Origin of the sequence: Mucilaginibacter oryzae (genome assembly GCF_003148845.1) — a bacterium.
Lineage (GTDB): Bacteria > Bacteroidota > Bacteroidia > Sphingobacteriales > Sphingobacteriaceae > Mucilaginibacter > Mucilaginibacter oryzae.
The window spans coordinates 539,084-563,375 of sequence record NZ_QGHA01000001.1; the positions used below are offsets into that span (position 1 = coordinate 539,084).

Genomic DNA, 24,292 nt, shown 5'->3' on the forward strand with positions numbered 1-24,292 from the left:
TGATTAAAGGTTTACACTGCAAGTATAAAATAATTATTGCTTATTTGTTTTGATGGCGCTATTGCGCCTTAAGCCGTTTATCAAAAGTAAACTTGCTTACACTGCTGATGGTTATTTTATTGTAGTCGGGGTGCAGCGGGTTAAAAAGGTAATTATATTCCAGATCGATAATAGCCGAAGGTACTTTTAAAACCGCCGTTTCCATTTTTCGCAGCCAGGTATCGCCCAGCATTTGGGTAAGCGGATAATTGATCACCCTTTGCCAGTCTTCGTTCAGTTTCCGGAGCTTATTTATCCTTATTTCAAAAACCGGCAAATCATCAGGTATATCAAATATGATAACCGAAAAATCGCCGGTATATAACGAGGTGCCCGGCGTATGTACCAGCTTTTCCAGGCATGAAAGTGCCAGCGAGCCGCCGGTGTATATCATATACTGCCCCAGCGAGTTCCAGCGGCCATCAATGCCGGGGCCCTTTCTGTCGTAGGCATATTTGGTTTGACTTATCCGGTAAACGTTCAAAAGAAATGGATTAATTTATCAGCGGTTTCCACATCTGTTACTAATTAACCTACGCGAGCACGCCGTAATCAATACGGATAAGCTGGCTTATCACAATACTGATGCCCGTAATGGTATCCAGCAAATCATAAGGCACGGCATCAATACCCGGATTATAATGCCTTAACCAGCTTTTAAATTCATCAGGCGAACCGAAAGTATCGAGGCCTTTATCAAAAAGTTCGAAAAGCTGGATAATATGCTCGCTGAGGCCCTGGTTTAAATCATGAGGGCCTTGTAAATGTTTGCGCAAAGTGGGCTCTGTAATATGCAGCCATTTGGCCACGTCGCTTTGAGTAGCGCCGGTTATCTTTAATAAATCAGAGATAGCGTTTGAACCGATACCATGCCTTATGGCCCCTAATTTTGCCAAAGGCGATTTAAAATAAGTTTCATAAGGCACCAACAGCTCATTAAAAGCCTGCATGGGAGCCTCTGTAAACACATAAGGTTTGGATGCAGCCTGCCCGCCCCTTTGCTGCACACCTGCATTGCTGTTTTTAACCGTTTTACTCATACACAAATGTAAATATTTTCTATTTAAATAGAAAATATTTACATTTTGTTTTACAGCCTTCTTGCATACCTTTCATAAGAACAGAACACAATTGGGCTTCCTTATTTAATTTAATTTTTTACCAATAAAATTAGCATATGTAAATTATATTTTCTATCTTTGAGTATTCATTTATGCCAATCGACATTACAAACATAATGACACCAAGCCTTTTATACTGCGATAACGCTGTCCGGGCCGGGCAGCTTATCGACAACTATTTCACTTACATTGAAGGTGAATATCATATTGAACAAAAACCTGTAAAAGTTACCAAAGATCATGTAGAAACAGTAGACCAAAAAGTGTGGGACCGCCCCCCGGAACCTGCAACCATATCAGGCCTTGCGTTTTACCTCGGCTTTAACAGCCGCGACGAACTGGAAGCATACCGACGCGCGGGCCCTTTTGCAAAAGCTTTAAACCGTGCAGTACTACGTATTGAGGCAAGCTATGAAGCAGCGTTACACCAAAATGCTACCGGGGCCATGTTCGCGCTAAAAAGCATAGGATGGAATGAAAAGCCACCCGAACCCGTAAACAGCAACGACAATAACAACACCCTTAAAGTGGAGATCATCAATACCGGCCCCCCACCTGCCGGTAATGAAAAAGATGTTCCGCTATGAAAGGAATTTTATTCCAGGCGGTTAAAACCTAAACCATGACCAATGAAACAATCATAACCGACGAAATATTCACCACGCCCGAGGGCTTTAGCTGCTCGGTGCTTTTTAAACAAAACTATCAGTCTACCGCACATATTGTAGTTAACCAGGGTGGCACCAGCAGCGGTAAAACCTTTGCTATTGAACAGGTATTGTTTTGCCTTGCAGGCGAAACCGCCAAACAGATCATTACCATTGTTGGGCAGGATATTCCAAACCTTAAGGCCGGTGCCCTGCGCGACGCGCTAACCATATACCACAGTTCGGAAATATTGCAGGGCAAAATAAAAAGCTATAATAAAACCGACCGTACCTTTGAGTTTGCCAACGGCAGTGGAACAATGGGATAAGCTTGCGCAAAGCTGGGAAGCACAGGCCCTTAAACCCGGCGCCTTTATGGATTATGAAGGCGTTGTGGACCTGTCGGATTTTATGGTACAGCGTTACTTAACCAAAATACAAATTGCTAACGAGCGTTTGTACTGGTTAGGCAAAAGCGCTACTAAAGAAGCTGCTTTCACTGCCGATTTCCCGGGTTTATTACCCTCTATAGCTGCTGCATCAGGCGTGTACAAGGTTGGCCTGAGTAAACCGGCCACCTCATTGGCTGCTACGGCTATAGATGCAAACGGCATTGTAACGGTAGGGGATACCTCGAACTTAGCAGATGGCGATGTGGTTACCATTACGGCGGTTACCGGTACAATCAAGGATACAACTAACGGTACGCCGGGCGTTGCAATTCAGGGGCAATCCTATTTTATACAGATTGCGGGCGCTACTACTTTTAAACTGGTACGTAATTACAATGAAGTAAACAGCCGCAAACCGGCCACTTTTACAGGCACCGCTACCGCCGCCACCGTAAATTACATTAACGTAAGCAACGTATTACAGGTATTAGGCAGCGTTTACGCCCAGCTTGATCCGGCCGACAGGATTCAGGATGATTTTAACCTCCAGATTCCGCTACATGTTGGTTATGCTTACGCACAGGCCCAGGCTAACAAAGCACTTAACGTGATCAACGCGTTTACCGACATGAAAAAGATGGACTATTTGGGCATACCTCTGCAGGTGATGAATCACTGGCAGGCCAATACTATTTTGGGTGCAAGGTCGTCAAACTTGTTCCTGGGTGTGGATTTGCTGGGTGATGCTTCCGAGTTATCAACCGTTTACCTGAAACCTTACACCAACGATAATGTGGTGCGCATGAAAGCCCGTATGAAGGCGGCCGTAAACTTCAAATTCGCTAACGAACTGTTTTACCTGTCAGCCTAAATCAATTAGTGAATTATTGAATTAGTGAATTAGTGATTTCTTAAAAGCTTGCTAATTCGATAACTCACTAACTCATTAATTATCTAAAATCAATTAGTGAATTATTGAATTAGTGAGTTAGTGATTTTTTAAGCTCTGACTATTCAATATCTCAAATTCGCTAATTCAACAACTCTCTAATTCACAATTCATTAATTCAATAACTCTCTAATTCACTAATTAATCAACACGCATGTCAATTTACAATAAAATAAACGCGGGCTTTAGCCTGGGGGCTGATGAGCCCGTTACATCGGGCATTGAAGATGTGATTTACATTTTTAACGCCGACGATGTTGTACTTACGTACGATACAACCAACCCGCTTATTGTTAAGGGTATAACCGCTGTAAACAACGCCAAAGTTTACAGGTTTGAAGGTACCAACAACAGCTTTAATACCATGTCGAAACTGGCAAAAACGCAGGTAGGTCCGCGTTATACCGAAGAGATAGATTTTAATATCGCCGGTTTATCGGTAGATATTAAAGGCCAACTGATGGCTATGGGTTACGGCAGGGTTCGTGCCATTGCGGTTAACAATTACAAAGCAAGCGATTCGGCCATCGAGCTTTTTGGCGCGGTGAACGGATTGATCCTTACAGAAGCCGAACGCAACGCGGCCGACGAAGCTATGGATGGCGGCTACAAACTAAAGCTAACCAATCCTGATAAGATGAAAGAACCTTATCCCCCACGCGCGGTATCTATCGCGCCCGGAAGCGGTACTGCAACTTATGCCAGTACAATAGCGGCCTTAGAAGCTTTGGTTGCGGCTTAATTATTCTGTAAAAGCAGGTCATTAGTCGTTGATATGCAACGGCTAATGACTATTGCAACTCATGATCAACTAAAACAACATTTCAATGGCTGACGACCTGAAAACCAAAAAACACATCCTTAAACCGGGGCTGCATCAATTCGTGCCCGGCTCGGCGGCTGTTCATTGTAACGAAAATCTGGGCGATGAAGAGGCCGAATGGTATATACAAAGATACCCGCATATCGCAGCGTTATTTATTTCGAAGGTAATTGAGGATATGACTATTGCATCGCCCGGGGCTGCCAGGCCTGACAGCAGTAACGCGAAAGCCGGAAAAAATTCAAAAGCAGGAGGATCCAAATGAAAACCTACCTACCGCAAATTGAACGCCGGATATTGGTAAGGCCAAATCAAACTTATGGTATCCTCAATTACGATTTGGATAACGCTTATCCGCAGCGTATGCTTGAACTGGTATCCGGCTCGCCAACGGCAAAAGACTGCTGGAATAAACGAACAAAGTTTATTGCCGGTACCGGCCTGGAAGAAAAAAACCTGGGCAAAACGGTGATCAATCCGCGGGGCTTAACCCTCGGCAAATTATTGAAAGCTTTAGCTACCGATAAAGCTTTGTTCACCGGTTTCGGTATCCATGTAAACTACGATGCCAACTTTAAGATAGTAGCGGTTACCCACGTGAAGTTTGAAGATATCCGTATGGGTGATACCGACAATCCGGAAACGGCCGACAAATATGCTTTGTACAGTGATTGGGGCCGAAAAACCTGGAAAAATATCATGCGCAGCAAAATAACTTTTGTTGACAGGTACAATCCCGATCCGGAAATAATCAAAGCGCAGGTTGCTGATGCCGGTGGCTGGGAGAATTATAAAGGCCAGTTATTTTATTTTAACCCCGAAATTGACGACTACCCCCTGATTGAAGCCGACTCGGTGTGGGAGGATTTTGAAACTGAAGCCGGTATCAAAATATTTAACAACCGCGAAGTTACTACCGGCTTTTTGCCATCCACCATGCTGTTTATGCAGGCACGCCGGGAAGAAGCAGACAATAGCCAGCCGGATGCGGAAGAATTTACCGGCATCAACGTACCATCGCAACTGGAAAAAGATCTCGGCTCGTTCCAGGGAGTAAAAAGCTCGCAGAAAATTATCGTTATTGAGTATGAAGACGAAAATTCAAAACCTGAATTTAAGGCTTACCCTATCCAGAACAACGATAAACTATTTGAAACCACCGAGCGCGCGGTTGAAGCGAGGATCATCAAAGGATTTTCGGTACCCAAAGAGCTGATCAATCCTGAAAAATCATCTGGCCTGAGTAACGGCAGCGAGAAAAAACAGGCCATATTAGAATTTAATGATAACACCGCCGCCGACAGGCAGGAGCTTTCAGAAACGCTGGCCGAAATCTTCAGCCATTTTCATGTAGATATTAATCCGGGCAACAACTGGAATATTATCCCGGTACCAGCCATAGCGGCAGATGACCTGGCAGGCATTAAAGCGGGTAGCAGCATCAACGATCTGTTACAATCAACCCTTCCTCAAAAAAATAAAATAGCCGCTTTAATGTACGCTTATGGCTTTAAACAAGCCGAAGCCGAAGCGATGTGCCCCTGATACTGCTAAAAGGGGAAATAAAAATAAATCATAAAAAAATTAAACTTCCCCTTTTTGGGGTTAGGAGGCTATGCTATGACCTATTTAATTAACCAAACCATTTTTCAGCAATACGAAGATATCAACGTAAACATAAAGCCCGAACGCCTTAAGGTGTTTATAAAAAAGGCCCAGGAGCTTGATTTAAAACCCTTTTTGGGGCATGCGCTGTATTATGAGCTGATCAAAAACTGCAACGAAGACGGTACTATAAACAACGAAGCCCCACAGCATTATAAAGATTTGCTTAACGGCAGCGAATATCTTGACAGATATGGCCACATTGTTTTATATGAAGGTATTTTACCAACGTTAGTGTATTTCACCTTCGCGCGTTTTATTGAAAACGACGCTATTCATTATACGGCTACCGGGCCGGTAATTAAGCGCCATGACAATGGCGATCCGTTAACTTCGCCCGAGGTGGTAAAACTGGTGCAGCAGCAGCGCAGCATTGCCAACGCCTATGCCAATGATATCGAAAAGTTTTTGTGGGATAACCAGGAACACTTCCCGCTTTGGCACTACAATGAAAAAAACAGGAGCGGCAGGCAGGCGGGTCCGAGGATAAGGGGTGTGGACCGTACTGATTTTAATTACCCGGGAACTATTAACAATTATAATTTACCTATAACCGATTTTTTAAACTAATGGCAAACGATAAAAAAATAAGCGAACTGCCCATAGCCCAGACTATAAACGCTACCGATAAATCAATACTGATCAGCAACAATGCCGATTACCAGTTTGATTTCGCATCACTGCTTCAATTTATAAACAGCGGTTTGGCGGCGGGGGCAAACCTTAGTTTCGGCACGGTACTTCCTCAAAATACCTTCGCGAAAAACGGAGATGTGTTCATTAATACAGCTACCGGATCCTTTGCCCAAAAAATAGCAGGTGTGTGGACGGTAGTTTACACCATCGCGGCGGCATCTGCAGCAACCGGCAACACCGTTTTATTTGGCAACGCCATTCCGGGCTCGGCTACCGGCAGCAATGGCGATACCTTTATCAATACCCTAACCGGCATATTTTACAAAAAAAACGGCGGCAGCTGGAGCCAGGTATTTTCGATGCAAACAGGTCCGCAAGGCCCCCAGGGTGTTAGCGGAACAAACGGAGCCAACGGCGCCAATGGTAAAACTATCCTTAACGGCGCGGTAAACCCAGCAAACAGTATAGGTACCGATGGCGATTTCTATATAAACACTTCATCATACTATTTATTCGGCCCCAAAACCGCAGGCGTATGGGGAGCAGGCATATCATTAATTATCTCGGGTGTTCAGTTTGAAGAAACGGCAAATAAAAATATCCCTAACGGTTATGCCGGACTGGATGGTACCGGCAAAGTGGCACCCGCGCAACTCCCCTCCTATGTTGACGACGTACTGGAATTTTCAAACGTATCGGCCCTGCCTGTAACCGGCGAGGCCGGTAAAATTTATATCACTACCGATAACAATAACCAATACCGCTGGAGCGGCACTTCATACATCCAGATTGTAAGCTCACCCGGCACAACAGACGCGATCCCCGAAGGCACCAACAACAAATACTTCAGCGTTTCGCGGGTATTAAACGCCCTACTTGCAGGTATCAGTTTCGGTACATCTGCAGCTATATCCGCAACCGACACCGTTTTGCAGGCCCTCGGCAAGCTCCAGGCACAAATAAACAACCTGTTTAAAATACCCAACGGCGGTACCGCAGGCCAGGTGCTGGCGAAGGTTGATAGTACAGATGGGAATGTGCATTGGGTGGATGCGGAGAGTGGGGGGTACAATAATGAAAGTGAGTCCAATTTATATCCTTTACTCGCTGTAAATTCGGCTGCCTACTTATATAGTTTTGGGACAAGTATGACTGCGGCATATCTTTTACAGTTCCCTTTTTGGGATTCATATTCTGCGCAATTTGCCGTTAGGTTAGGGCTTTATCAAGATAATACAAATTACGCGCAAAGTGCATCAAACTCATTTTCTGCATTAAGACAAGCATATGCCCATCTGCCGACGAAGCAAAACAGAAACATAGCTATAATCGTAGAAATGGGGCTAAATGATTTTCAAGGAGGGATACTGCAAAAAGAATATAATCGACTTGAAGGTATACTAACTTCCTTTTTAGCAAATTCTTTTTTGGAAAGTGCATATCCAGGAAATGCTCCAGGAAGCGTCAAGACTGGTTCTTGGAATAGCTTTGATAGTACGTCGCATGGAGGAAAAGCAAACTCATTAAATGGCACAGCACTACAGTCAACCACAGTTGGCTCAACTTACACGCTATTTAATACCTCAAATGAAGTTGTAATTGGAACATATGCAAATGATGGAACTGGCACAAACCCTACTGGTGGTTTTGAGGTGTACTTGAATGACGTTCTATATACAACATATAACCCGGATGGTAAAACGTCAGGGATTACCGATGTTACTGGATATGATAATTCTATAACCCCTGATGCCGTAATAATAAAAGGATGTTCTGGAAAAACTGTTAAAATTGTAACAACTTCCAATAAGCCAACTATAATAGACTATTTTGGCAGTTTAGGTGCCAGCAACAATTTCGCACCTGTATTTGTGAGCCTCATACCACGTTTAGCAGATGCTGCTTACATTCTTGACGGGCCATCGAGAACTCCTGAAATCTTAAGTGAAGGGGATCGGATAATTAAAAGAGTTGTTGATTCCTTTAGAGGATACCCTGTTACAGTCGTTGAGATTAACAAATATTACGATCCCAACACACAAACAATAGATAACCGACATGCTAATATTGATGGACACAAAGCAATCCTTAAGGCTTTTTTAGAAAAAATACAAGCTGGCGTTAATGGCTGGCCCGTGCCTCATGTACCCATAATTGGAGCTGAACGCTTTTTAACTGTTGGCAACAATGGAGTCATGACAAATTATGATGCTGCAGATTATATTGTAAATCCAACAGAGCTGACATCTGCAAATTTTTCTACAGGAAGAGCGGATATCGCTGGCAAAACAGGTCAAATATCTGCCGATACTGATTTCTTATATCTCTGTGTTGGTATTAATACTTGGGTAAGAGTAGCCTTAATTCAGGATAAAATAGATCTTTTTCTCGCTCCCATAGATGATAGTAGTGGAGCAAAAACATCCTCTGAGTTAAATTCAACCTATCCTGCAGCAGTAATTTATCAAGTAGTCAGAGGTATTCAATTCAATTATCAAAAAGTATCATCAATTGTTTGGGAAAAAACTGCTAAATCTACAGCATAATGTCACATATTTTAAAATCAGGTTCGTCTCTCTTTACGACAAGCGGTTCAATAATAAGAATTAAAGACACCATAAATGTATTAAGAGAGCCTATAAATATTAATTTAAATTACCCTCAATTTATTGAATACGACAATGCTACGCATCGCTATTATATCGCTAACAGTAATACTATCAAAGTATACAATGAAGCTTTTAACTTGCTTGCGACCATAAATGGAATAGCTGGAATAGTTTCACTTCAAATTGACGCAATAAATAACAGGCTGATTGCAACAGATAGAAGCACATCTACGTTCTACGCTATTGATACAACAACTTATTCAATAACAAACATATTCTCTGCTTCCGGGCTAACCGAATCTGTAAGAACCGGTTATTACGATAGCCAAACTAACAGGTTTTTTATAGGTACTAACAAGATTTACATTTACTCGAATACAGGCATCTTATTGGGCATGATTACAGATAGTCGAATTCAAGCATCTAATGTTATAAATCTTTTTGTTAACCCCTACACGAACTTCTTATTAATATCGATACCTGGTAAAATATTATTAGCAGACACCACGTCTATGCTAGTTCAAGCGAACGCAATAACCGGCTCGGGCGTAACCACACCTGCATTTATAAGGCTGGATCCTATTAATCCAAACTCCTATTGGCTTTGTAATACAGCGGAGACATATTTAACTGAAATGAGTGTAGCAACAAATACTGCAATAAGGATAGTAAGATTAGGAGAAAGCACTCCATACTCAATTTGGGTTAATAACCAAATTGGACTATACTCAATACTCGTAGCAGATACGGGATATAACCAGTTCTATAAATTGAGTGAGAAATTGGTTTAAAATTTGTTTAAAATTGACTGCTTAGCGGCCATCTTCGATAACTTTTTTCCGATATTAATCGAAGGCAACTCAATATACTTATATGTCAATTTTGAAATACAAATCAATCCCAATAATAGTAATATATCCAAAAAAAAGTTCAACAATGAATTAAATCTAAAAGGAGCAAGCCCCCTAAATTGATCAAAACAGTAAACAGTTAATGGTATGTGGATTAAATAAATAGAATATGATATATCACCTAATCTACTAATGGTATTATTCGGTAATGGTTTATAGTGAGCAATAGCGATCAATATTGCCGTTAGAATACTGGCTATAAAAAAATGAACACTTTGATGGGCGGGGTAAAATGCGAATAAAGCCAAGCAAAGTAAAAATACATTTAAAATCAATTGCGACTTACTATCATTCAGTATCTTAAATAAGGCAATCCCTAAACAAAACAATGGCCAGAATTTAAAAAAAGATAAAAAGCCCAAATCTGTTGACGGCACAACATAACTCCCTATTGTTATTAATATTAATAGAAACATAAAATACTGTTTCTTAAAGCACGAACTAAGAAATACTGTAATATAAAATAGCACTTCGTAGAGCAAAGTCCAATATGACCAATTAATTGGTGCTATCTTAGTAAAAGGGTAAGTCAACATACAGATAGTAAAAAATATATCACGACCAGTTTTGGGTAGTATTGCTACTGAATTATAGCCATACAATAATCTTAGAAGAACAATTATAAAAAGCGTAAAAATCAAACTGAACCAATATGGTGGGAAAATCCTAAAAAGTCTTCTAATAATAAACTCAATCGGATTTTTTGTGTGACGTAACGCGATCATAACGCAATAACCACTTATTACGAAAAACATAGGAACCCCTAACTTACCATACTTGAAAAAAAAATTAGCATAAAAATTATCGGGCCTACTAGTGGGATGATAATAAATATGATATAATACTACAGATATGGCTGCAATAAACCTTAAAAAATCTATTAAATTATTGCGTTTAGATTCGGTCATTTCTACAAAGTAAATAATTATATTCTTTAAGTTACTCTTCTTTAGTATCTTTTAGTAAAAGCCTAACTACCATTACAATTAAAGGATTTCAATTATATAATAACAATTTACTTAACGGTTCTTTACTCCCTCTCACCTTATCCCCATCCCCCCACCCATGACAACATTCGAACACCAGGAAATTCGCGGCATAACTATCAAGAACATGATCGTTACTATTGCCAGCACCATCAGCATCGTAGTATCCGTAATGACGGTTTACTTTCAGCTCAAAGGCGACATTCAGGACATCCGTTCATCCCAGGAAACACAAACGCGTATCAACGAAATCAGGCTTAAAGTAATTGAAGGCCAGGTTGCTATATTACAGCAGGAGGTAACCAGGCTTAAAGAACAGAAAGGATCTTAAAAAATTATTATTTTATACTGAAGATAAAGAGGTGTGCCCAGAACGAGATTCGAACTCGTACATCCTTACGAATGCCACCCCCTCAAGATGGTGCGTCTACCAATTTCGCCACCTGGGCTTTTTTTAAAGTTGTTAGTTTTAAACGTACTTAAAACTAACAACTTTGTTTCCGGCGTGCCCGAAGAGAGACTCGAACTCTCAAGAGACAATTCTCAACGGCTTCTGAGACCGCAACGTTTACCAATTTCGCCATCCGGGCTTATCGTTTTATTAACAAGCGTGCAAATATAAACCTTTCCGGCAAAATGCAAACTCAATAAATTAAAAAATCTCAGAAAGTTGTCTAACCACCGGCTAAAGGTTAATTTAAGCCTTTTAAGTTACTATATATCAAACTTTATGAAGCAGGCACTCCTTTTCACTTTTAGCATTTTTAGTTGTTTATTATCTTCAACATCGCTCCTGAAGGCCCAAACCGTAACCATATTACAGCAGGATAAACCAACAAGTATCCGCGGATTATCGGTGGTGGATGATAAAACAGCCTGGATTAGCGGCAGCAAAGGCTACATCGCCAAGACTGCCGACGGCGGTAAAACGTGGGACTGGCAGCAGCTAAAAGGCTACGAAAAATCAGATTTCAGGGATATCGAAGCTTTTAGTGATAAAGAGGCCGTTATTATGAGTTCGGGAAGCCCTTCTTATATCCTTAAAACAACCGATGGCGGCCTTACCTGGCAGGAAAAATATCAAAAAACCGATACCTCTTACTTTTTAGATGCCATGGATTTTGCGGATGCCACGCATGGTTACATTTTAGGCGATCCGATCAATAACAAATTTCTGTTGCTCGAAACCAAAGACGGCGGCGAAACCTGGGCCAAATCAACCAACCCGCCTACCGCATTACCTGGTGAAGCTGCTTTCGCGGCCAGCGGCACATGCCTCCGGGTTTTGGGAGAAGGCGCTATTTATATAGCGTCAGGAGGTAAAAGCAGCCGCCTCATTTCGTTGAGCAAAGGAAAAAGCGAATGGGAATATGCCAATTTGCCCATCAGCCAGGGCAAAAGTAGCGAAGGCGCGTTTTCAGTCGCCATCCAAAAAAATAAGGGGATAATTGTGGGCGGCGATTATGCGAACGATAAAATGAAGGATTCGGTAGCGGTTATAACCACTTACAAAAACCGCCATGCTTTTCAAGTAGTAACACATGGTCCGGAAGGCTTTCAGTCGTCGGTAGAGCACATCGCCGACGGCATTTTCCTTTCAACCGGCACACCCGGAAGCAACCTTACAACCGATGGCGGCCTCACCTGGAAGCAAATTGACACCACAAGCTTTAACGTTTGCCGCAAAGCTAAACGCGGAAAACTGGTTTTACTTGCGGGTAACGGCGGTAAAATAGCACTATTTAAAATGTAGTTTACTGTGAATTAATACCTTAAAAAAAGCTTTACATTAATTTAAAAAATAGCTTGCAGGGAATAATAAAGAACTCTATATTTGCACCACTTTAAACGGAAACGGTAATCGGACCGAAAAAGTTTAAAGAATGATTCCGTAGCTCAGCCGGTAGAGCATAACACTTTTAATGTTGGGGTCCTGGGTTCGAGTCCCAGCGGGATCACTGAAAAGCCACCGAACGGTGGCTTTTTTGTTAAATACGCTTTTATATCGGATTCTCAGGGATCAAGCAGGAATAATTATAAACGACCAACCTAAACCCGACTTAATTAACTAATTAACAACACATTGCACTATAGAAACAAGCTTTTCAATTGCTATATCAACTGTATTTTTCAATTTCCTCCATGCTCATCCCAAACTGAACTTAAAGTCGCCGTCAGTTTACGATATCTGTTTTAGTACTCGCTTATAGTTATAACGACCTGCTCAGATTAAATTCCCCGTCGGTTATATCAATATAGCTTGAGGGCGAGCTACCTACTTTGACCAGATGACCTCTGAATGTTCCTGTTACATGGTCAGCGGCTAATGATGTGAATTGCAGGGTAAGAGAAGTAGAAGCAAGGGTACCACTGGCATAATAGTTTGTTCCATCATCGTCTTTATAGGTAATGGTACCCTGCACCGTTGTTTTGCCTTTAATCGTGATGAATTGCTCGGTATAGGTTTTGCCTGTTTGATAGGCAGTGCTATCATTTAGTACAATCGAAATCCCGTCAACATGGTTGTTGTTAAACTGTCCTACAAGCTGCGCTGCATAAATGGGTAAGGGCTTCGTAAAAAGCGTGGTTGGATTGTAATCCATTTCTTTTACCACGTTGCCTATCTTCAGCCTGACATAAAATTTCGTGGTGTCGTTATTTTTAACATCCACAGTTTTGCTATCTTTTTTACACGAAGTTACCAGCGCTAACAGCGTTAAAACCGGTATAAGTAAACGGACAGTTGTTTTCATAGAATTTTTGTCCCAATTTATCCCACCCGATGCTATACATCAACCATCATTTATTAAACGCGGGGAAATAATTATTTTTCGCGGCGTTTACAGTGCATTTATTTTTTCCAGGAAAAGTTCTCTTCTGCGTATAGAAACATCTATAACGGCATTATCGGCCATAATTACCGTTCCAGACTTGGTTCGCTGGTATTTCCTGATATGGTCGAGGTTAATAAGATGCGACTGGTGCACCCGGAAAAAATTATTATCGGCTAACAACTCGTCAAAATATTTCAGCGTTTTTGCTACGGTATGTTTAAGCCCGGATATGGTGAAGATGTGTGTGTAGTTCACATCGGCTTCGCAGCGTACAATGTCGGTTATATTTAAAAAAATCATTCCGTCGCCGGTTGGAACCGTAATCTTTTTTCGTTTCCCTTCTAAGGAGAGGTTACCTAGCAATAGCCGCACTCTTTCATCTGAATAATTTTTTTCTGCTTGTGTTATGGCCCTGCCCATAGCACGTTCAAAATCGGCTTTGCTTACCGGTTTAAGCAAATAATCCAAAGCAGCGTATTGAAAAGCCTGAATGGCGTAACGCTCGTAAGCCGTAGTAAAGATCAGGACAAAATCTATTCGCGACAATTGCTTTAAAAGTTCAAAGGCGGTGGTTTGGCCGAGCTGTACATCCAGAAATACCACGTCAGGATGGTGTTTTGCAATACCCCGTAACGCATCGTCAGCATCATGATGAATAGCGGATATGATCGCCTTGTCGCGGTAATCTTCCAGTAAAGTCACGATTTGCTCAGCGCAATGCTGCTCGTCGTCTATAATTGTTATGCGGATCATACCTGTTCATTTTAAAAAGCCATCTTCAAAGGAACGCTCAATTCCACTTTGGTTCCTTTTCCATTTAAGTTTTCGCTGATCTGCAATTGTCCGCCAGCCTGTTTTTTCCCATTAAGAATAGCCAATCTGCTCTCGGTGAGTTCCAACCCGAAAGATCTCTTTTTTGCTGTTTGTTGTCTTGCATCCGTCACTTTGCCAACACCGTTATCTTCAACGGTACAGATCAGCAGGCCATCCTTTTTGTTAAGGCTAATGGTAATCAAGCCATCGGCGCTACCAACTTTAGGCGCCATGCCATGCCAGATGCTGTTTTCGATAAAAGGTTGGAGCAGCAGCGGTGGGATAAGCGTATTTTCAGTATCTATGTCCGGATCGATGTTAATTTCAAACGCAAAAGTATTTTTTAACCGTCGTGCTTCCACCTGCAGGTACTGCCTAATAAAGTCCAGGTCATCGGCAAGCGGTATTTCACTAAAATGGGAATTTTCGAGTGTCTGCCTCATTAACTCTGCAAATTCAACCAGGTATTGTTGCGCCGTTTCCTTATCGTTTTTAGCGATGTAATCGTTAATGGCATTCAATGAATTAAAAATAAAATGAGGATTCATCTGCGACCGAAGTACTTTTAATTCTGTCTCGGCTACGGTAGCTTTATACTCCGCTGCTTTTTTGCGGTTCACGGCATCCTGTTTCCGTTTATACAGTAAAAATCCACCACCCAGCATAACCAATAAAACCAGGCTACCAGCAACAACAGCTTGCCGAACCATTTTTTGGCGTTGTATTTCGGCCTTTGTTACCAGTTCCTTCTGCTCAAAATCAAACTCAAGTTGCTTACGCAAAATTTCCTGGTCTTTAGCCTTATTGAAAATAGTATCCTGTAATAAAATATGCTTTTTATACGCGTCTAAAGCAAGCTGAAATCTGCCGGCCTTTTCATAGGTGTTACTCAGCGCTTCGAGCGCTTCGCTTTTCCTTAATGGTGAGCCGCCGGCTTCAGCTGCCTGCAACGATGCCTTTTGCAACCGCTCTACAAGACCTGCCCGGTCACGGGTTCCCGGGCGTTTTTCCTCATTAGCCGCAAGGGCAAGCAACGCTTCGGAGAGATCGTTTTTATCAGTTGTTTCGGAATAAAGGGCGACTGCCTCTTTCAAGTACTGCTCCGCCCGGGAAAAGTCACCAGCATCATGGTAAAGCACACCAATATTGGTGAGGTCACTCGCGATGTGCGCCTTATTACCTATTGTCCGGTTGATAGTAAGCGCCTGCTTGTAAAAGACAAGTGCCTGCCGGTCTTTATGGGAAAGATCGTAAACCGTAGCTATATTGCCAAGGCTATTGGCAATGCCCTGCTGATCGCCGACAGACTGATAAATCTTTAAAGCTTGCTGCTGATATGATAAAGCTTTCGGATAAGTTTTCATGTTCTTGTAAACCAGTCCGATATTAACCAATAGGTCAGCTTGCGCCGTATTGACTGGACCACGCTTGATACGGCTTGCTTTCAGGAAGTTATCCAAAGCCCTCGGGTAATCGTTCAAGGCCAGGAAAACAACTCCCATGTTATTATAGGAGTTCTGTATCCCTAACGGAAAGTTTAACTTTTTGAAGATCGCCAACGCTTCTTCATGGTCATGTATTGCCGCAATATAATTCTCCAATGCATAATGGTTTAGTGCGCGGTTATTCAATGCTTTGGCATATCCCAGCAAATTACCCGAAAGTTTATAATAGCGTATAGCTTTTTCGCTGGTTTGCATTGCCAGCCAATCCTGTCCTTTCGCCCAATAATTAACACTCATCCTGCTAAAAGCAATGGCAAGCCCACGGGTGTAACTTAAACTGCTTGCCAAAGCGGCGGCAGCCTTTGCCTGTTCGAGCCCTTTGTCAGGGTTAACCACATAGTAAGCGTAGGCCAAATCATTAAGCAGCATAACTCGGGCAGTGTCTTGCCCGGTGTGTTTTTGCAATTGTAAGGTAAGCGAATGTATTTCTTTTTGCACAGCCTGTGCGGACACCCGGTTACAGTACGTAACCAAAAAAAGGACCGGGATTAGGATTTTTTTCATGGCCGCATTTTAAACACGACAATATACTTAATTACAGATAATAAACGGTAACGGCGCTTCAATATCTGTTTTACTGCGGATAATCATATCGCATTGCCCCATTTGCAAACGCAGCTTATCTTGGATAAAGAAAAAAGTTTTTATGGAAAATAACGAACCATCGCAGCTTAAAGCGCCATTGATGAATAAAGAAGATTTGGCACTGTTTTATAAAAAACGCTTGCCCGCGTTGATTAAAACGCTTTTCACGAAACCGGTAGAAGGCACAAGGCAGCTTTTTGAAAATACAGGCGACGATGCCTACAAAAACTCGATGATGCTTATCCTAAGCGTTATGGTGCTGTATCTGATTACGCCATATTTTTTAGCAGGCAGTGAATTGCGGGAGCTGGTCACGTTTTCAGTGCTTATCAAAGCTTGCTTAATAGCCGGATTGTTTATGGTATTGGTATCGCTGTTGTCATTCGGCATTAAAATGTTCGGCGGCAAGCCGGTATTTAAAAAGGAGTTATTAACGGGCGCGTACTGCGGCATAGGCCTGGTACTGATGCTTCTGGTAGTAGTTTTAGCTAAGCTGTTTATTGGAGAGCTTAGTCTTTACGACCTTATGAGCCCGGCCGGTATGATCGGTAAGATGCAGTACCTGTTTCTGTTGAATTTATATGTATTGCTCTTCATGGTCAATATCTTTCAGCAATCGCTCAGGGCAGGCGGCGTAAGCGAAGCCGGAAGCTGGTACCTCGCTCCGTTATCTGTGCTGTTATGTTTTTATCTGACTTTTAAAATTTCCTCGATTTTCTTTTAAGCAAAATCAGCATGTCATGAAATATCAAGTAATTTTCGTATTATCATTCTTAGCGATAACCATTTGCGACAGCAGCCCAGGTTACAGCCAAAACAATTCCGGTAACAATGCAATCGGAAAGGCAATCAAAGATATAGGGGCGATCCTCAAGAAAAAAAGGGGCAATCCCGCTCAGCCTGCTTCAAGCGGGACAGACAAAAGCCCGGCCATTAAAAAGGGAAACGCGGGTGAAATTGCGCCAGGAGCCGTTTCACTTGATGTTGACCGCATGTACGATTTTAACAACGGCCTGGCTGTTGTACAAAAAGGATCTTCTACAGCCGTTATCAACCCGAAGGGCACTATCGTTGTGCCGTTCAATACCTATGATTTTTCTTATTACAATATCAATGTAGCGTCAACCTATGCATACTTTAGTAACGGCATGTTTCATCTCCGGACCATGGATCATCAGCAATGGGAATTTATGAACAGTTCGGCCAAGATCATAGCTGTCGGGGTACTTAATGAGCTTACCGAGAACAAAAGACAGCTTCAGATCAATAACAGCGGGAAATGGACATACACCACACCTGATGGTAAAAAGTATAGTCCCGGCGATCAACTTTACGATGTTAATGAAGGTATTGGCATTATACACCGCCAGGTTCAGAGCGGCGTTTATAATAGCTATAAATGGTTAGACGGCAGACCGCTCGTGCAAACTAACTTCGACGAGTTATATGCATTCTCAGAGGGATTGGCTGTAGTTGGCAAAAAAGACCAGTTCGGCGAGATTAAATACGGATACCTAAACAAGGAAGGCAAAATAGCTATCCCGCTGATGTATTCTGTTAAGCCGGGGGCATTTTCCGGTGGATATGCCAAAGTTATTCCGAAAGATAAATCGGCCTTTGAATATGCTTTTATTAACAAAAAAGGCGAAATCGTTTGCAAACAAACACAGGCCGATATCATCAAATACGGAATTTTTGACCATTTCAACCCATTTGGAAAAGCTTTCAGCGGGAAATATATATTGGACTCTACGTTCAAACTAACCAGCTATGCCGATTTCTTCAAGTCTTTCGGTTTGCCGGCCGACTCATGGTTGCTTAAAGAACAAAATTTCGTTGAAAACGAGCCTAATCCAAAATTGCTTTTCGGTATAAGGGGCGTCAATAGCCGTTATACTCAGCAACCGCTCACCGGGTTCATTAACCTGAGCACCGGCAAGGTGGTTGCGCCCGTATTCGATTTGTTAAACGTGAATTACATCTACTTTGATCCTGCGGCCAAACTGGCATATGCCAAGGTATGCATCGGCAAAAGTAACGGTGGCGGACTGATATATCGCGAGGGTTACATTAATGAAGACGGACAATTTGTGATTGTACGGGGAGAAAGTGGGAAATGGTAGCGATTAACGTATAAAAGTCAACTGACTTTTGATTGCTTTTTATGATTATCATTTACGCTTGCCCTTAATTCCAAAAGCATATCGCACATTAAGCGCAGGTAGAAAATGCTTTCAAAGCAGTTTTTTTTCAAAACTCTGCCACCCCTATCTATCCCCTTCGGGTAACGAAAAGTCGCCCTGGGGGCCAAATTGTGGCAATAACTGCAAACTGTATTAAAGATTGCGGCTCACCTTGAGGGATTGAATTGCATTCTACACAACTAATTTACAAATACCTAAGCCCATCAAAAACGCAACACCTTGTTTATAAATTTGTTATCTACGTTAAAAACATTATTTTAGGGTATATTTTTCCCGATGCCCACAACCAGCTTAGCCCCAGCCTCCAATAAACGTATTGATAGTATTGATATTCTTCGCGGCATTATTATGCTGGTTATGGCCCTGGATCATGTGAGGGATGTTTTTCACCAGGGCAGCCCCGATCCTACAGACTTGGCAACTACAACTCCGTTTCTTTTTTTCACCAGGTGGATTACCCATTTTTGCGCGCCAAACTTCCTTTTTTTAAGCGGGATTTCTGCTTACCTGGCCGGGAAGCGGCGCACCAAAAAAGAGCTGAGCATTTTTTTGATCCAGCGTGGGATTTGGCTCGTACTGGTAGAAGTACTGATCATCAACACCGCTTTCGAGCTTAATTTTCAATTCCATTTTCTTGTATTACAGGTAATGTGGGCAATTGGCGTAAGCATGATCCTGCTTGGCCTGATCATATGGATGCCCATAGAACTCATCGGCATCATTGGCCTGCTGATTTTCTGCGGCCATAATTTATTTGATTATTTCCATACTTCTGGCTTCATGAGCAAGCTGCTGTTCAATGCCTCCGGCTTCGGACCGCAAAACATTATCCGCCTGGATGCCTCACATAACGTTTTGGATGCCTACGCCGTATTACCATGGACAGGGGTTATGTTGCTCGGCTATTTCTGCGGTCAGTGTTATCAAAGCACATTTGATGGCAAGCGGAGGCAACATTTGCTCCTGCGCCTTTCAGCGCTCTTGTTATTTACATTTCTGCTATTGCGCTATTTCAACCTCTACGGAGACCCTGCACCCTGGAGCCATCAAAAAACGGCAGTACTCAGCATTATCTCCTTCCTCAACGTTACCAAATATCCGTGCTCACTTCATTACCTTTGCATGACTCTCAGCGCAGGCCTCTTTCTACTTGCAATGGCCGAAAGGTTTGGTAACAGGCTCACACGCTTGTTCGCGATGTATGGCAGCGTACCTTTCTTCTATTACATTTTGCACTTTTACTTGTTAAGGCTCTTTAACATCATCATTTTCTTTGTATCGGGCTTCAACACAACTGATATACAGCCCAAGCCAACAGATTTCAGTTTCCATCCTGCCAATTTCGGTTTTAGCCTATGGGGTGTTTACCTGGTATGGCTGGCCGTAATCTGCACCTTATACCTGCCATGCCGTTGGTTTAGCGCTTACAAAAAGAAACATCGGGCGTGGTGGCTCAGCTACTTATAGCTAAGTCCGCTATCATGCTGATTTTTAGTAACAGGCCTGGAGCAGATACTACAATGTTCACAAAAAGGCGCAAGATAATTTGTGCCTTTTTCGATTTTAGCACCTTTTACGCCCGGCTAAACCGCTGCTCCTGCCCTTTCTCTGCCCACATTTACTATCTTTGGGCATGAGCATCCCCGATATACTGGCTTTTATCATTGTATTGGCAGCGGCATTTGCCTATGTCAATCACCGTTTTATCAAGTGGCCGCCCGCTATCGGCATCATGGTATTATCTCTGGGTTTATCCATGCTGTCTGTTGTGCTCCGCGGGTTTGCCTGGGTCCGGCTTGACCATCTCGCATCGGTTATCAACGCCATCGATTTCAGGGACGTTTTGCTCAATTTCCTGTTAAGCTTCCTGCTGTTTGCCGGTGCTATTCACATCGACGCCAAAAAACTGTACAAGGAGCGGTTGCCGGTTACCGTTCTGGCTTTGTTCGGCACACTAATCTCTACAGGCCTGGTTGGGTACCTAACCTGGTTACTGCTTGGTTGGTTTGGTTACCCCGTACCTTTTATATACTGCCTTATTTTTGGCACCATTATTTCGCCCACTGATCCGGTTGCGGTTTTAAGTATTTTGAAAGAGGCCCGTATCCCCGTTTCGTTAGAGCTTAAAATAGCCGGCGAATCATTATTTAACGATGGTATAGGCATCGTTCTATTTGTAACCATGACGGAGATTGCCCGCACCGGGCATTTTTCCCTGGGCAATTTTGGCTTACTCTTCGCGCGCGAAGCATTAGGGGGCCTCGCTTTCGGCGCTTTGCTGGGATACCTTGGCTTTCACCTGCTCCGCTCGGTTAATGATTACAAGGTAGAGGTATTGATTACGCTGGCCCTGGTTACCGGCGGTTATGCAACGGCTGATCACCTGCATATTTCCGGTCCGCTGGCCATGGTTGTAGCGGGACTGATTACCGGTAATAAATCGCGGCGTGAGGGACTATCGGCCATAAGCTGGGATTATTTAGGTAAGTTTTGGGAACTGATAGACGAAATCCTGAATGCTATACTGTTTATGCTGGTTGGGCTCGAATTATTGGTAATTAACGTAGAGCCTGTTTTGCTGATTGTTGGCTTGGCCGCTATCGGCGTTATGCTGTTGTCGCGCTGGATTTCGGTTGCGTTGCCGGTGTGGCTGCTGAAACGGAAAATTAATTTCGAACGCCATGCCATCGCCATTTTAACCTGGGGAGGATTGAAAGGGGGCCTTTCTATAGCCCTTGCGCTTTCGCTCGAAAAGGGCATGTACCGTGATATGTTCGTGCTGATCACTTACACCATTGTGGTGTTCTCCATTTTAGTACAGGGCTTGAGCATTGGCGGCTTTACCAAAAACCTGTTAAAAACCCCAAAAACATAAAACAGAGATAAAATAAAAAGCTGCCCGCGATGGCAAATCGCGGGCAGCGTAACGTGAAATCCTCTTTAAACTTCTTTACAAAAAGGCCTCACCTCAACCCTATCCAAAGGCGAGGGAGCGCCTTGTTTCTTAAAGTTCTCTACTTTAGAGAGGATTTAATCAGGCTATATCAAACCGATCAAGATTCATTACCTTGGTAAAGGCTTTTACGAAGTCCCTCACGAATTTGGCTTCTCCATCGGCGCTTCCGTAAACCTCGGCTATTGCCCTCAGTTCAGAGTTTGAGCCGAATACAAGGTCGGCGCGGGAGGCTGTCCATTTTACCTCTCCGGTTTTGCGGCTTGTGCCTTCATACAGTTCACGGTTGGCAGATACGGCTTTCCATGCGGTACCCATATCCAGCAGGTTCACAAAAAAGTCGTTGGTTAATACACCGGGCCTTGATGTAAAAACACCATGCTTTGAACCGTCAAAATTGGTATCCAATACCCGCATCCCGCCTACCAGTACAGTTAATTCCGGACCGGTTAGGGTAAGCAGCTGGGCTTTATCAATCAGCAATTCTTCGGTGAAAACTGATGATCTTGATTTACGGTAATTGCGGAAACCATCGGCCTGCGGTTCCAGGTAAGCTACCGATTCAACGTCTGTTTTCTCCTGCGAGGCATCCATACGGCCTGCAGTGAACGGAACTGTAATATCATAACCTGCATCTTTGGCTGCCTTTTCAACCGCGGCGCTACCGGCCAGTACAATCAAATCAGCAACAGAAATTTTCTTTCCATCCTGTTGTGCTCCGTTAAAATCATTTTGAATGCCTTCAAGCACACCCAATACTTTTTGCAATTGCGTTGGGTTGTTTACCTGCCAGTAGCGTTGCGGAGCAAGGCGGATGCGGGCACCGTTAGCACCGCCACGCTTATCCGAACCGCGGAAGGTGGAGGCGGAAGCCCAGGCTGTTGAAACAAGCTCAGATACAGTTAAGCCCGATTCGATTATCTTAGATTTTAAGGAAGCGATATCATTGTCATCCACCAGCGGATGGTCAACTGCAGGGATAGGATCCTGCCATAACAGTTCTTCAGCCGGTACATCCGGGCCAAGGTATAAGGCACGGGGCCCTAAATCGCGGTGGGTTAGCTTAAACCAGGCACGTGCGAAAGCATCGGCAAACTCATCAGGGTTTTCCAGGAAGCGGCGCGAAATTTTCTCATAAACCGGGTCAAACCTTAACGACAAATCGGTAGTGAGCATGGTTGGCGCATGTTTCTTCCCTGCATCGTAGGCATCCGGAATAATGCTTTCGGCATTTTTAGCTACCCATTGATGCGCCCCCGCCGGGCTTTTGGTAAGCTCCCATTCAAAGCCAAACAGGTTTTCGAAAAAGTTGTTGCTCCATTGCGTTGGGGTTTTAGTCCAGATCACTTCCAGTCCGCTGGTAATGGTATCGGCACCTTTGCCCGAACCGTAGCTGTTAACCCAACCCAGGCCCTGCAATTCCAGGTCGGCGGCTTCTGGTTCTTTACCAACATGTGTGGCCGGGGCCGCGCCGTGTGTTTTACCAAAACTATGGCCGCCTGCAATCAGCGCCACGGTTTCTTCATCGTTCATAGCCATGCGGCCAAATGTATCACGGATATCTTTTGCTGCCGCGATAGGGTCAGGGTTGCCATCCGGCCCTTCGGGGTTTACATAAATTAAACCCATTTGTACGGCGGCAAGCGGTTTTTCAAGATCGCGCGAGTGGATATTGCCATCGGCATTATCATCAGTTACCAATACCCCATCACCTTCCACACCCGGCGAGCCATGAGCGTAACGCAGATCGCCACCCAGCCAGGTAGTTTCCGAACCCCAATATACATCCTCCTGTGGTTCCCAAACATCGGCACGGCCACCTGCAAAACCGAAAGTTTTAAAACCCATCGATTCGAGCGCCACATTACCGGTAAGGATCATTAAATCGGCCCACGAAATTTTGTTGCCATATTTTTGTTTGATAGGCCACAGTAAACGGCGCGCCTTATCCAGGCTCACGTTATCGGGCCAGCTGTTAAGCGGCGCGAAACGCTGCTGCCCGGCCCCTGCCCCACCGCGGCCATCGGTAACACGGTAAGTACCGGCACTGTGCCAGGCCATGCGCACAAACAGCGGACCGTAATGACCAAAATCGGCCGGCCACCAGTCCTGCGAGTCGGTCATGAGTGCGTGTAGATCTTGTTTTACAGCTTCCAGATCAAGGCTTTTAAATGCTTCGGCATAATTAAAATCTTTATCCATCGGATCGGACAGCGACGAGTGCTGGCGTAAAATATTCAGCTTTAGCTGGTTTGGCCACCAATCGCGGTTCCGGGTGCCGCCACCTCCGGTATTTTGTTTTAAAGTACCATTGTGGAATGGGCATTTACTGATGTCGTTCGATTCTTTTTCCATGTTTTTTGCAATTTTATGGTATTGGAGTAATTACAGGGCTATCCCCGCTGATGATAAAATTAGAGGTTCAAATCATATAATCAAAATCGATTAATTCTATAATTCTATAATCAAAAACTATTAGAAAACATTATCGCTACTCGTCAACAACCTAACAACAGCACTCAAAAAGCACGTTTACAATAGTTTAAACATTCAACTATCTGTCTGCCGTCAAAGTCTCTATACATCAAATCCGGATAAGAAAACCGCTTGTGTACTGGTT

The 24,292-nt window shown here is 43.3% G+C and carries 22 protein-coding genes and 3 tRNA genes; 16 read left to right on the forward strand and 9 right to left on the reverse strand.

The window, feature by feature from the left end:
• Positions 1 to 58 precede the first annotated feature (58 nt).
• The gene (locus LX99_RS02330; RefSeq protein ID WP_170122610.1) at positions 59 to 523 is read right to left on the reverse strand and encodes an RES family NAD+ phosphorylase; all 465 of its coding nucleotides are present in this window, start codon (positions 521 to 523) and stop codon (positions 59 to 61) included.
• Positions 524 to 572: 49 nt separating this feature from the next.
• Entirely contained in the window at positions 573 to 1,079 is a 507-nt protein-coding gene (locus LX99_RS02335) for an antitoxin Xre/MbcA/ParS toxin-binding domain-containing protein (RefSeq protein WP_109606032.1), read from the reverse strand.
• A 197-nt stretch (positions 1,080 to 1,276) separates the two neighbouring features.
• Here LX99_RS02335 and LX99_RS02340 point away from each other — a divergent pair, with 197 nt between their 5' ends.
• The 9 genes from LX99_RS02340 (at position 1,277) to LX99_RS02380 (ending at position 9,672) form a co-directional block, all read left to right on the forward strand.
• Complete coding sequence (locus tag LX99_RS02340; protein ID WP_170122611.1) at positions 1,277 to 1,747, forward strand: terminase small subunit; 471 nt, start codon at positions 1,277 to 1,279, stop codon at positions 1,745 to 1,747.
• A gap of 35 nt (positions 1,748 to 1,782) precedes the next feature.
• On the forward strand, positions 1,783 to 2,136 hold the full coding sequence (locus tag LX99_RS02345; protein WP_109606035.1) for a P-loop NTPase family protein: 354 nt from the start codon (positions 1,783 to 1,785) through the stop codon (positions 2,134 to 2,136).
• Entirely contained in the window at positions 2,102 to 3,070 is a 969-nt protein-coding gene (locus LX99_RS02350) for a hypothetical protein (protein ID WP_146203042.1), read from the forward strand. The genes LX99_RS02345 and LX99_RS02350 overlap by 35 nt, the downstream gene beginning before the upstream one ends.
• Positions 3,071 to 3,302: 232 nt before the next feature.
• Positions 3,303 to 3,890, forward strand: coding sequence for a hypothetical protein (locus LX99_RS02355; RefSeq protein ID WP_109606039.1), 588 nt, complete (start codon positions 3,303 to 3,305; stop codon positions 3,888 to 3,890).
• 85 nt (positions 3,891 to 3,975) lie between these two features.
• Positions 3,976 to 4,236, forward strand: coding sequence for a hypothetical protein (locus LX99_RS02360; protein ID WP_109606041.1), 261 nt, complete (start codon positions 3,976 to 3,978; stop codon positions 4,234 to 4,236).
• Positions 4,233 to 5,516 (forward strand): hypothetical protein, encoded by a 1,284-nt coding sequence (locus LX99_RS02365; RefSeq protein WP_109606043.1) that lies wholly within the window; start codon positions 4,233 to 4,235, stop codon positions 5,514 to 5,516. Before LX99_RS02360 ends, LX99_RS02365 begins: the two co-directional genes overlap by 4 nt.
• Positions 5,517 to 5,591: 75 nt before the next feature.
• Complete coding sequence (locus LX99_RS02370) at positions 5,592 to 6,206, forward strand: DUF6712 family protein (RefSeq protein ID WP_109606045.1); 615 nt, start codon at positions 5,592 to 5,594, stop codon at positions 6,204 to 6,206.
• Between the two features lie 134 nt (positions 6,207 to 6,340).
• A complete protein-coding gene (locus LX99_RS02375; RefSeq protein WP_146203043.1) occupies positions 6,341 to 8,818 on the forward strand; it encodes a hypothetical protein in 2,478 nt (825 codons plus the stop codon).
• On the forward strand, positions 8,818 to 9,672 hold the full coding sequence (locus LX99_RS02380) for a hypothetical protein (protein ID WP_109606050.1): 855 nt from the start codon (positions 8,818 to 8,820) through the stop codon (positions 9,670 to 9,672). Before LX99_RS02375 ends, LX99_RS02380 begins: the two co-directional genes overlap by 1 nt.
• Here the strand turns inward: LX99_RS02380 and LX99_RS02385 are convergent.
• Complete coding sequence (locus tag LX99_RS02385; protein WP_109606052.1) at positions 9,669 to 10,700, reverse strand: acyltransferase family protein; 1,032 nt, start codon at positions 10,698 to 10,700, stop codon at positions 9,669 to 9,671. The genes LX99_RS02380 and LX99_RS02385 overlap by 4 nt on opposite strands.
• 157 nt (positions 10,701 to 10,857) lie before the next feature.
• Between LX99_RS02385 and LX99_RS02390 the strand changes: the two genes are divergently transcribed.
• The gene (locus LX99_RS02390) at positions 10,858 to 11,109 is read left to right on the forward strand and encodes a hypothetical protein (RefSeq protein ID WP_109606054.1); all 252 of its coding nucleotides are present in this window, start codon (positions 10,858 to 10,860) and stop codon (positions 11,107 to 11,109) included.
• Between the two features lie 34 nt (positions 11,110 to 11,143).
• Here LX99_RS02390 and LX99_RS02395 read toward each other — a convergent pair.
• A tRNA-Leu gene (locus LX99_RS02395) sits at positions 11,144 to 11,227 on the reverse strand.
• Positions 11,228 to 11,284: 57 nt separating this feature from the next.
• Positions 11,285 to 11,368, reverse strand: a tRNA-Leu gene (locus LX99_RS02400).
• A gap of 140 nt (positions 11,369 to 11,508) precedes the next feature.
• On the opposite strand from LX99_RS02400, the gene LX99_RS02405 reads away from it, so the two are divergent.
• On the forward strand, positions 11,509 to 12,531 hold the full coding sequence (locus LX99_RS02405; protein ID WP_109606056.1) for a WD40/YVTN/BNR-like repeat-containing protein: 1,023 nt from the start codon (positions 11,509 to 11,511) through the stop codon (positions 12,529 to 12,531).
• 132 nt (positions 12,532 to 12,663) lie between these two features.
• Positions 12,664 to 12,736: transfer RNA gene (locus LX99_RS02410), tRNA-Lys, on the forward strand.
• 252 nt (positions 12,737 to 12,988) lie between these two features.
• On the opposite strand, the gene LX99_RS02415 is transcribed toward LX99_RS02410, so the two are convergent.
• From LX99_RS02415 to LX99_RS02425, 3 genes are all read right to left on the reverse strand, one after another.
• Positions 12,989 to 13,531 carry a hypothetical protein gene (locus LX99_RS02415; protein ID WP_109606058.1) on the reverse strand — a complete coding sequence of 181 codons (543 nt, stop codon included), beginning with the start codon at positions 13,529 to 13,531 and terminating at the stop codon, positions 12,989 to 12,991.
• Between the two features lie 87 nt (positions 13,532 to 13,618).
• Complete coding sequence (locus tag LX99_RS02420; protein WP_109606060.1) at positions 13,619 to 14,365, reverse strand: LytR/AlgR family response regulator transcription factor; 747 nt, start codon at positions 14,363 to 14,365, stop codon at positions 13,619 to 13,621.
• A gap of 11 nt (positions 14,366 to 14,376) precedes the next feature.
• On the reverse strand, positions 14,377 to 16,434 hold the full coding sequence (locus LX99_RS02425) for a tetratricopeptide repeat-containing sensor histidine kinase (protein ID WP_109606062.1): 2,058 nt from the start codon (positions 16,432 to 16,434) through the stop codon (positions 14,377 to 14,379).
• Between the two features lie 142 nt (positions 16,435 to 16,576).
• Between LX99_RS02425 and LX99_RS02430 the strand changes: the two genes are divergently transcribed.
• The 4 genes from LX99_RS02430 (at position 16,577) to LX99_RS02445 (ending at position 21,594) form a co-directional block, all read left to right on the forward strand.
• On the forward strand, positions 16,577 to 17,239 hold the full coding sequence (locus LX99_RS02430) for a hypothetical protein (RefSeq protein WP_109606064.1): 663 nt from the start codon (positions 16,577 to 16,579) through the stop codon (positions 17,237 to 17,239).
• A gap of 16 nt (positions 17,240 to 17,255) precedes the next feature.
• On the forward strand, positions 17,256 to 18,638 hold the full coding sequence (locus LX99_RS02435; protein ID WP_109606066.1) for a WG repeat-containing protein: 1,383 nt from the start codon (positions 17,256 to 17,258) through the stop codon (positions 18,636 to 18,638).
• A 357-nt stretch (positions 18,639 to 18,995) separates the two neighbouring features.
• The gene (locus tag LX99_RS02440; RefSeq protein ID WP_109606068.1) at positions 18,996 to 20,186 is read left to right on the forward strand and encodes a DUF1624 domain-containing protein; all 1,191 of its coding nucleotides are present in this window, start codon (positions 18,996 to 18,998) and stop codon (positions 20,184 to 20,186) included.
• Positions 20,187 to 20,352: 166 nt separating this feature from the next.
• On the forward strand, positions 20,353 to 21,594 hold the full coding sequence (locus LX99_RS02445; RefSeq protein ID WP_109606070.1) for a cation:proton antiporter: 1,242 nt from the start codon (positions 20,353 to 20,355) through the stop codon (positions 21,592 to 21,594).
• A gap of 159 nt (positions 21,595 to 21,753) precedes the next feature.
• Here the strand turns inward: LX99_RS02445 and katG are convergent, their stop codons facing one another.
• The gene (gene katG, locus LX99_RS02450; RefSeq protein ID WP_109606073.1) at positions 21,754 to 24,027 is read right to left on the reverse strand and encodes a catalase/peroxidase HPI; all 2,274 of its coding nucleotides are present in this window, start codon (positions 24,025 to 24,027) and stop codon (positions 21,754 to 21,756) included.
• Positions 24,028 to 24,292 lie beyond the last annotated feature (265 nt).

Coding starts and splice junctions, on each gene's coding strand:
- LX99_RS02380 (WP_109606050.1), top strand. CDS start 8,818: ATGTCACATATTTTAAAATCAGGTTCGTCTCTCTTTACGACAAGCGGT.
- LX99_RS02355 (WP_109606039.1), top strand. CDS start 3,303: ATGTCAATTTACAATAAAATAAACGCGGGCTTTAGCCTGGGGGCTGAT.
- LX99_RS02415 (WP_109606058.1), bottom strand. CDS start 13,531: ATGAAAACAACTGTCCGTTTACTTATACCGGTTTTAACGCTGTTAGCG.
- LX99_RS02340 (WP_170122611.1), top strand. CDS start 1,277: ATGACACCAAGCCTTTTATACTGCGATAACGCTGTCCGGGCCGGGCAG.
- LX99_RS02365 (WP_109606043.1), top strand. CDS start 4,233: ATGAAAACCTACCTACCGCAAATTGAACGCCGGATATTGGTAAGGCCA.
- LX99_RS02370 (WP_109606045.1), top strand. CDS start 5,592: ATGACCTATTTAATTAACCAAACCATTTTTCAGCAATACGAAGATATC.
- katG (WP_109606073.1), bottom strand. CDS start 24,027: ATGGAAAAAGAATCGAACGACATCAGTAAATGCCCATTCCACAATGGT.
- LX99_RS02425 (WP_109606062.1), bottom strand. CDS start 16,434: ATGAAAAAAATCCTAATCCCGGTCCTTTTTTTGGTTACGTACTGTAAC.
- LX99_RS02335 (WP_109606032.1), bottom strand. CDS start 1,079: ATGAGTAAAACGGTTAAAAACAGCAATGCAGGTGTGCAGCAAAGGGGC.
- LX99_RS02345 (WP_109606035.1), top strand. CDS start 1,783: ATGACCAATGAAACAATCATAACCGACGAAATATTCACCACGCCCGAG.
- LX99_RS02440 (WP_109606068.1), top strand. CDS start 18,996: ATGCCCACAACCAGCTTAGCCCCAGCCTCCAATAAACGTATTGATAGT.
- LX99_RS02385 (WP_109606052.1), bottom strand. CDS start 10,700: ATGACCGAATCTAAACGCAATAATTTAATAGATTTTTTAAGGTTTATT.
- LX99_RS02420 (WP_109606060.1), bottom strand. CDS start 14,365: ATGATCCGCATAACAATTATAGACGACGAGCAGCATTGCGCTGAGCAA.
- LX99_RS02430 (WP_109606064.1), top strand. CDS start 16,577: ATGGAAAATAACGAACCATCGCAGCTTAAAGCGCCATTGATGAATAAA.
- LX99_RS02435 (WP_109606066.1), top strand. CDS start 17,256: ATGAAATATCAAGTAATTTTCGTATTATCATTCTTAGCGATAACCATT.
- LX99_RS02360 (WP_109606041.1), top strand. CDS start 3,976: ATGGCTGACGACCTGAAAACCAAAAAACACATCCTTAAACCGGGGCTG.
- LX99_RS02390 (WP_109606054.1), top strand. CDS start 10,858: ATGACAACATTCGAACACCAGGAAATTCGCGGCATAACTATCAAGAAC.
- LX99_RS02445 (WP_109606070.1), top strand. CDS start 20,353: ATGAGCATCCCCGATATACTGGCTTTTATCATTGTATTGGCAGCGGCA.
- LX99_RS02405 (WP_109606056.1), top strand. CDS start 11,509: ATGAAGCAGGCACTCCTTTTCACTTTTAGCATTTTTAGTTGTTTATTA.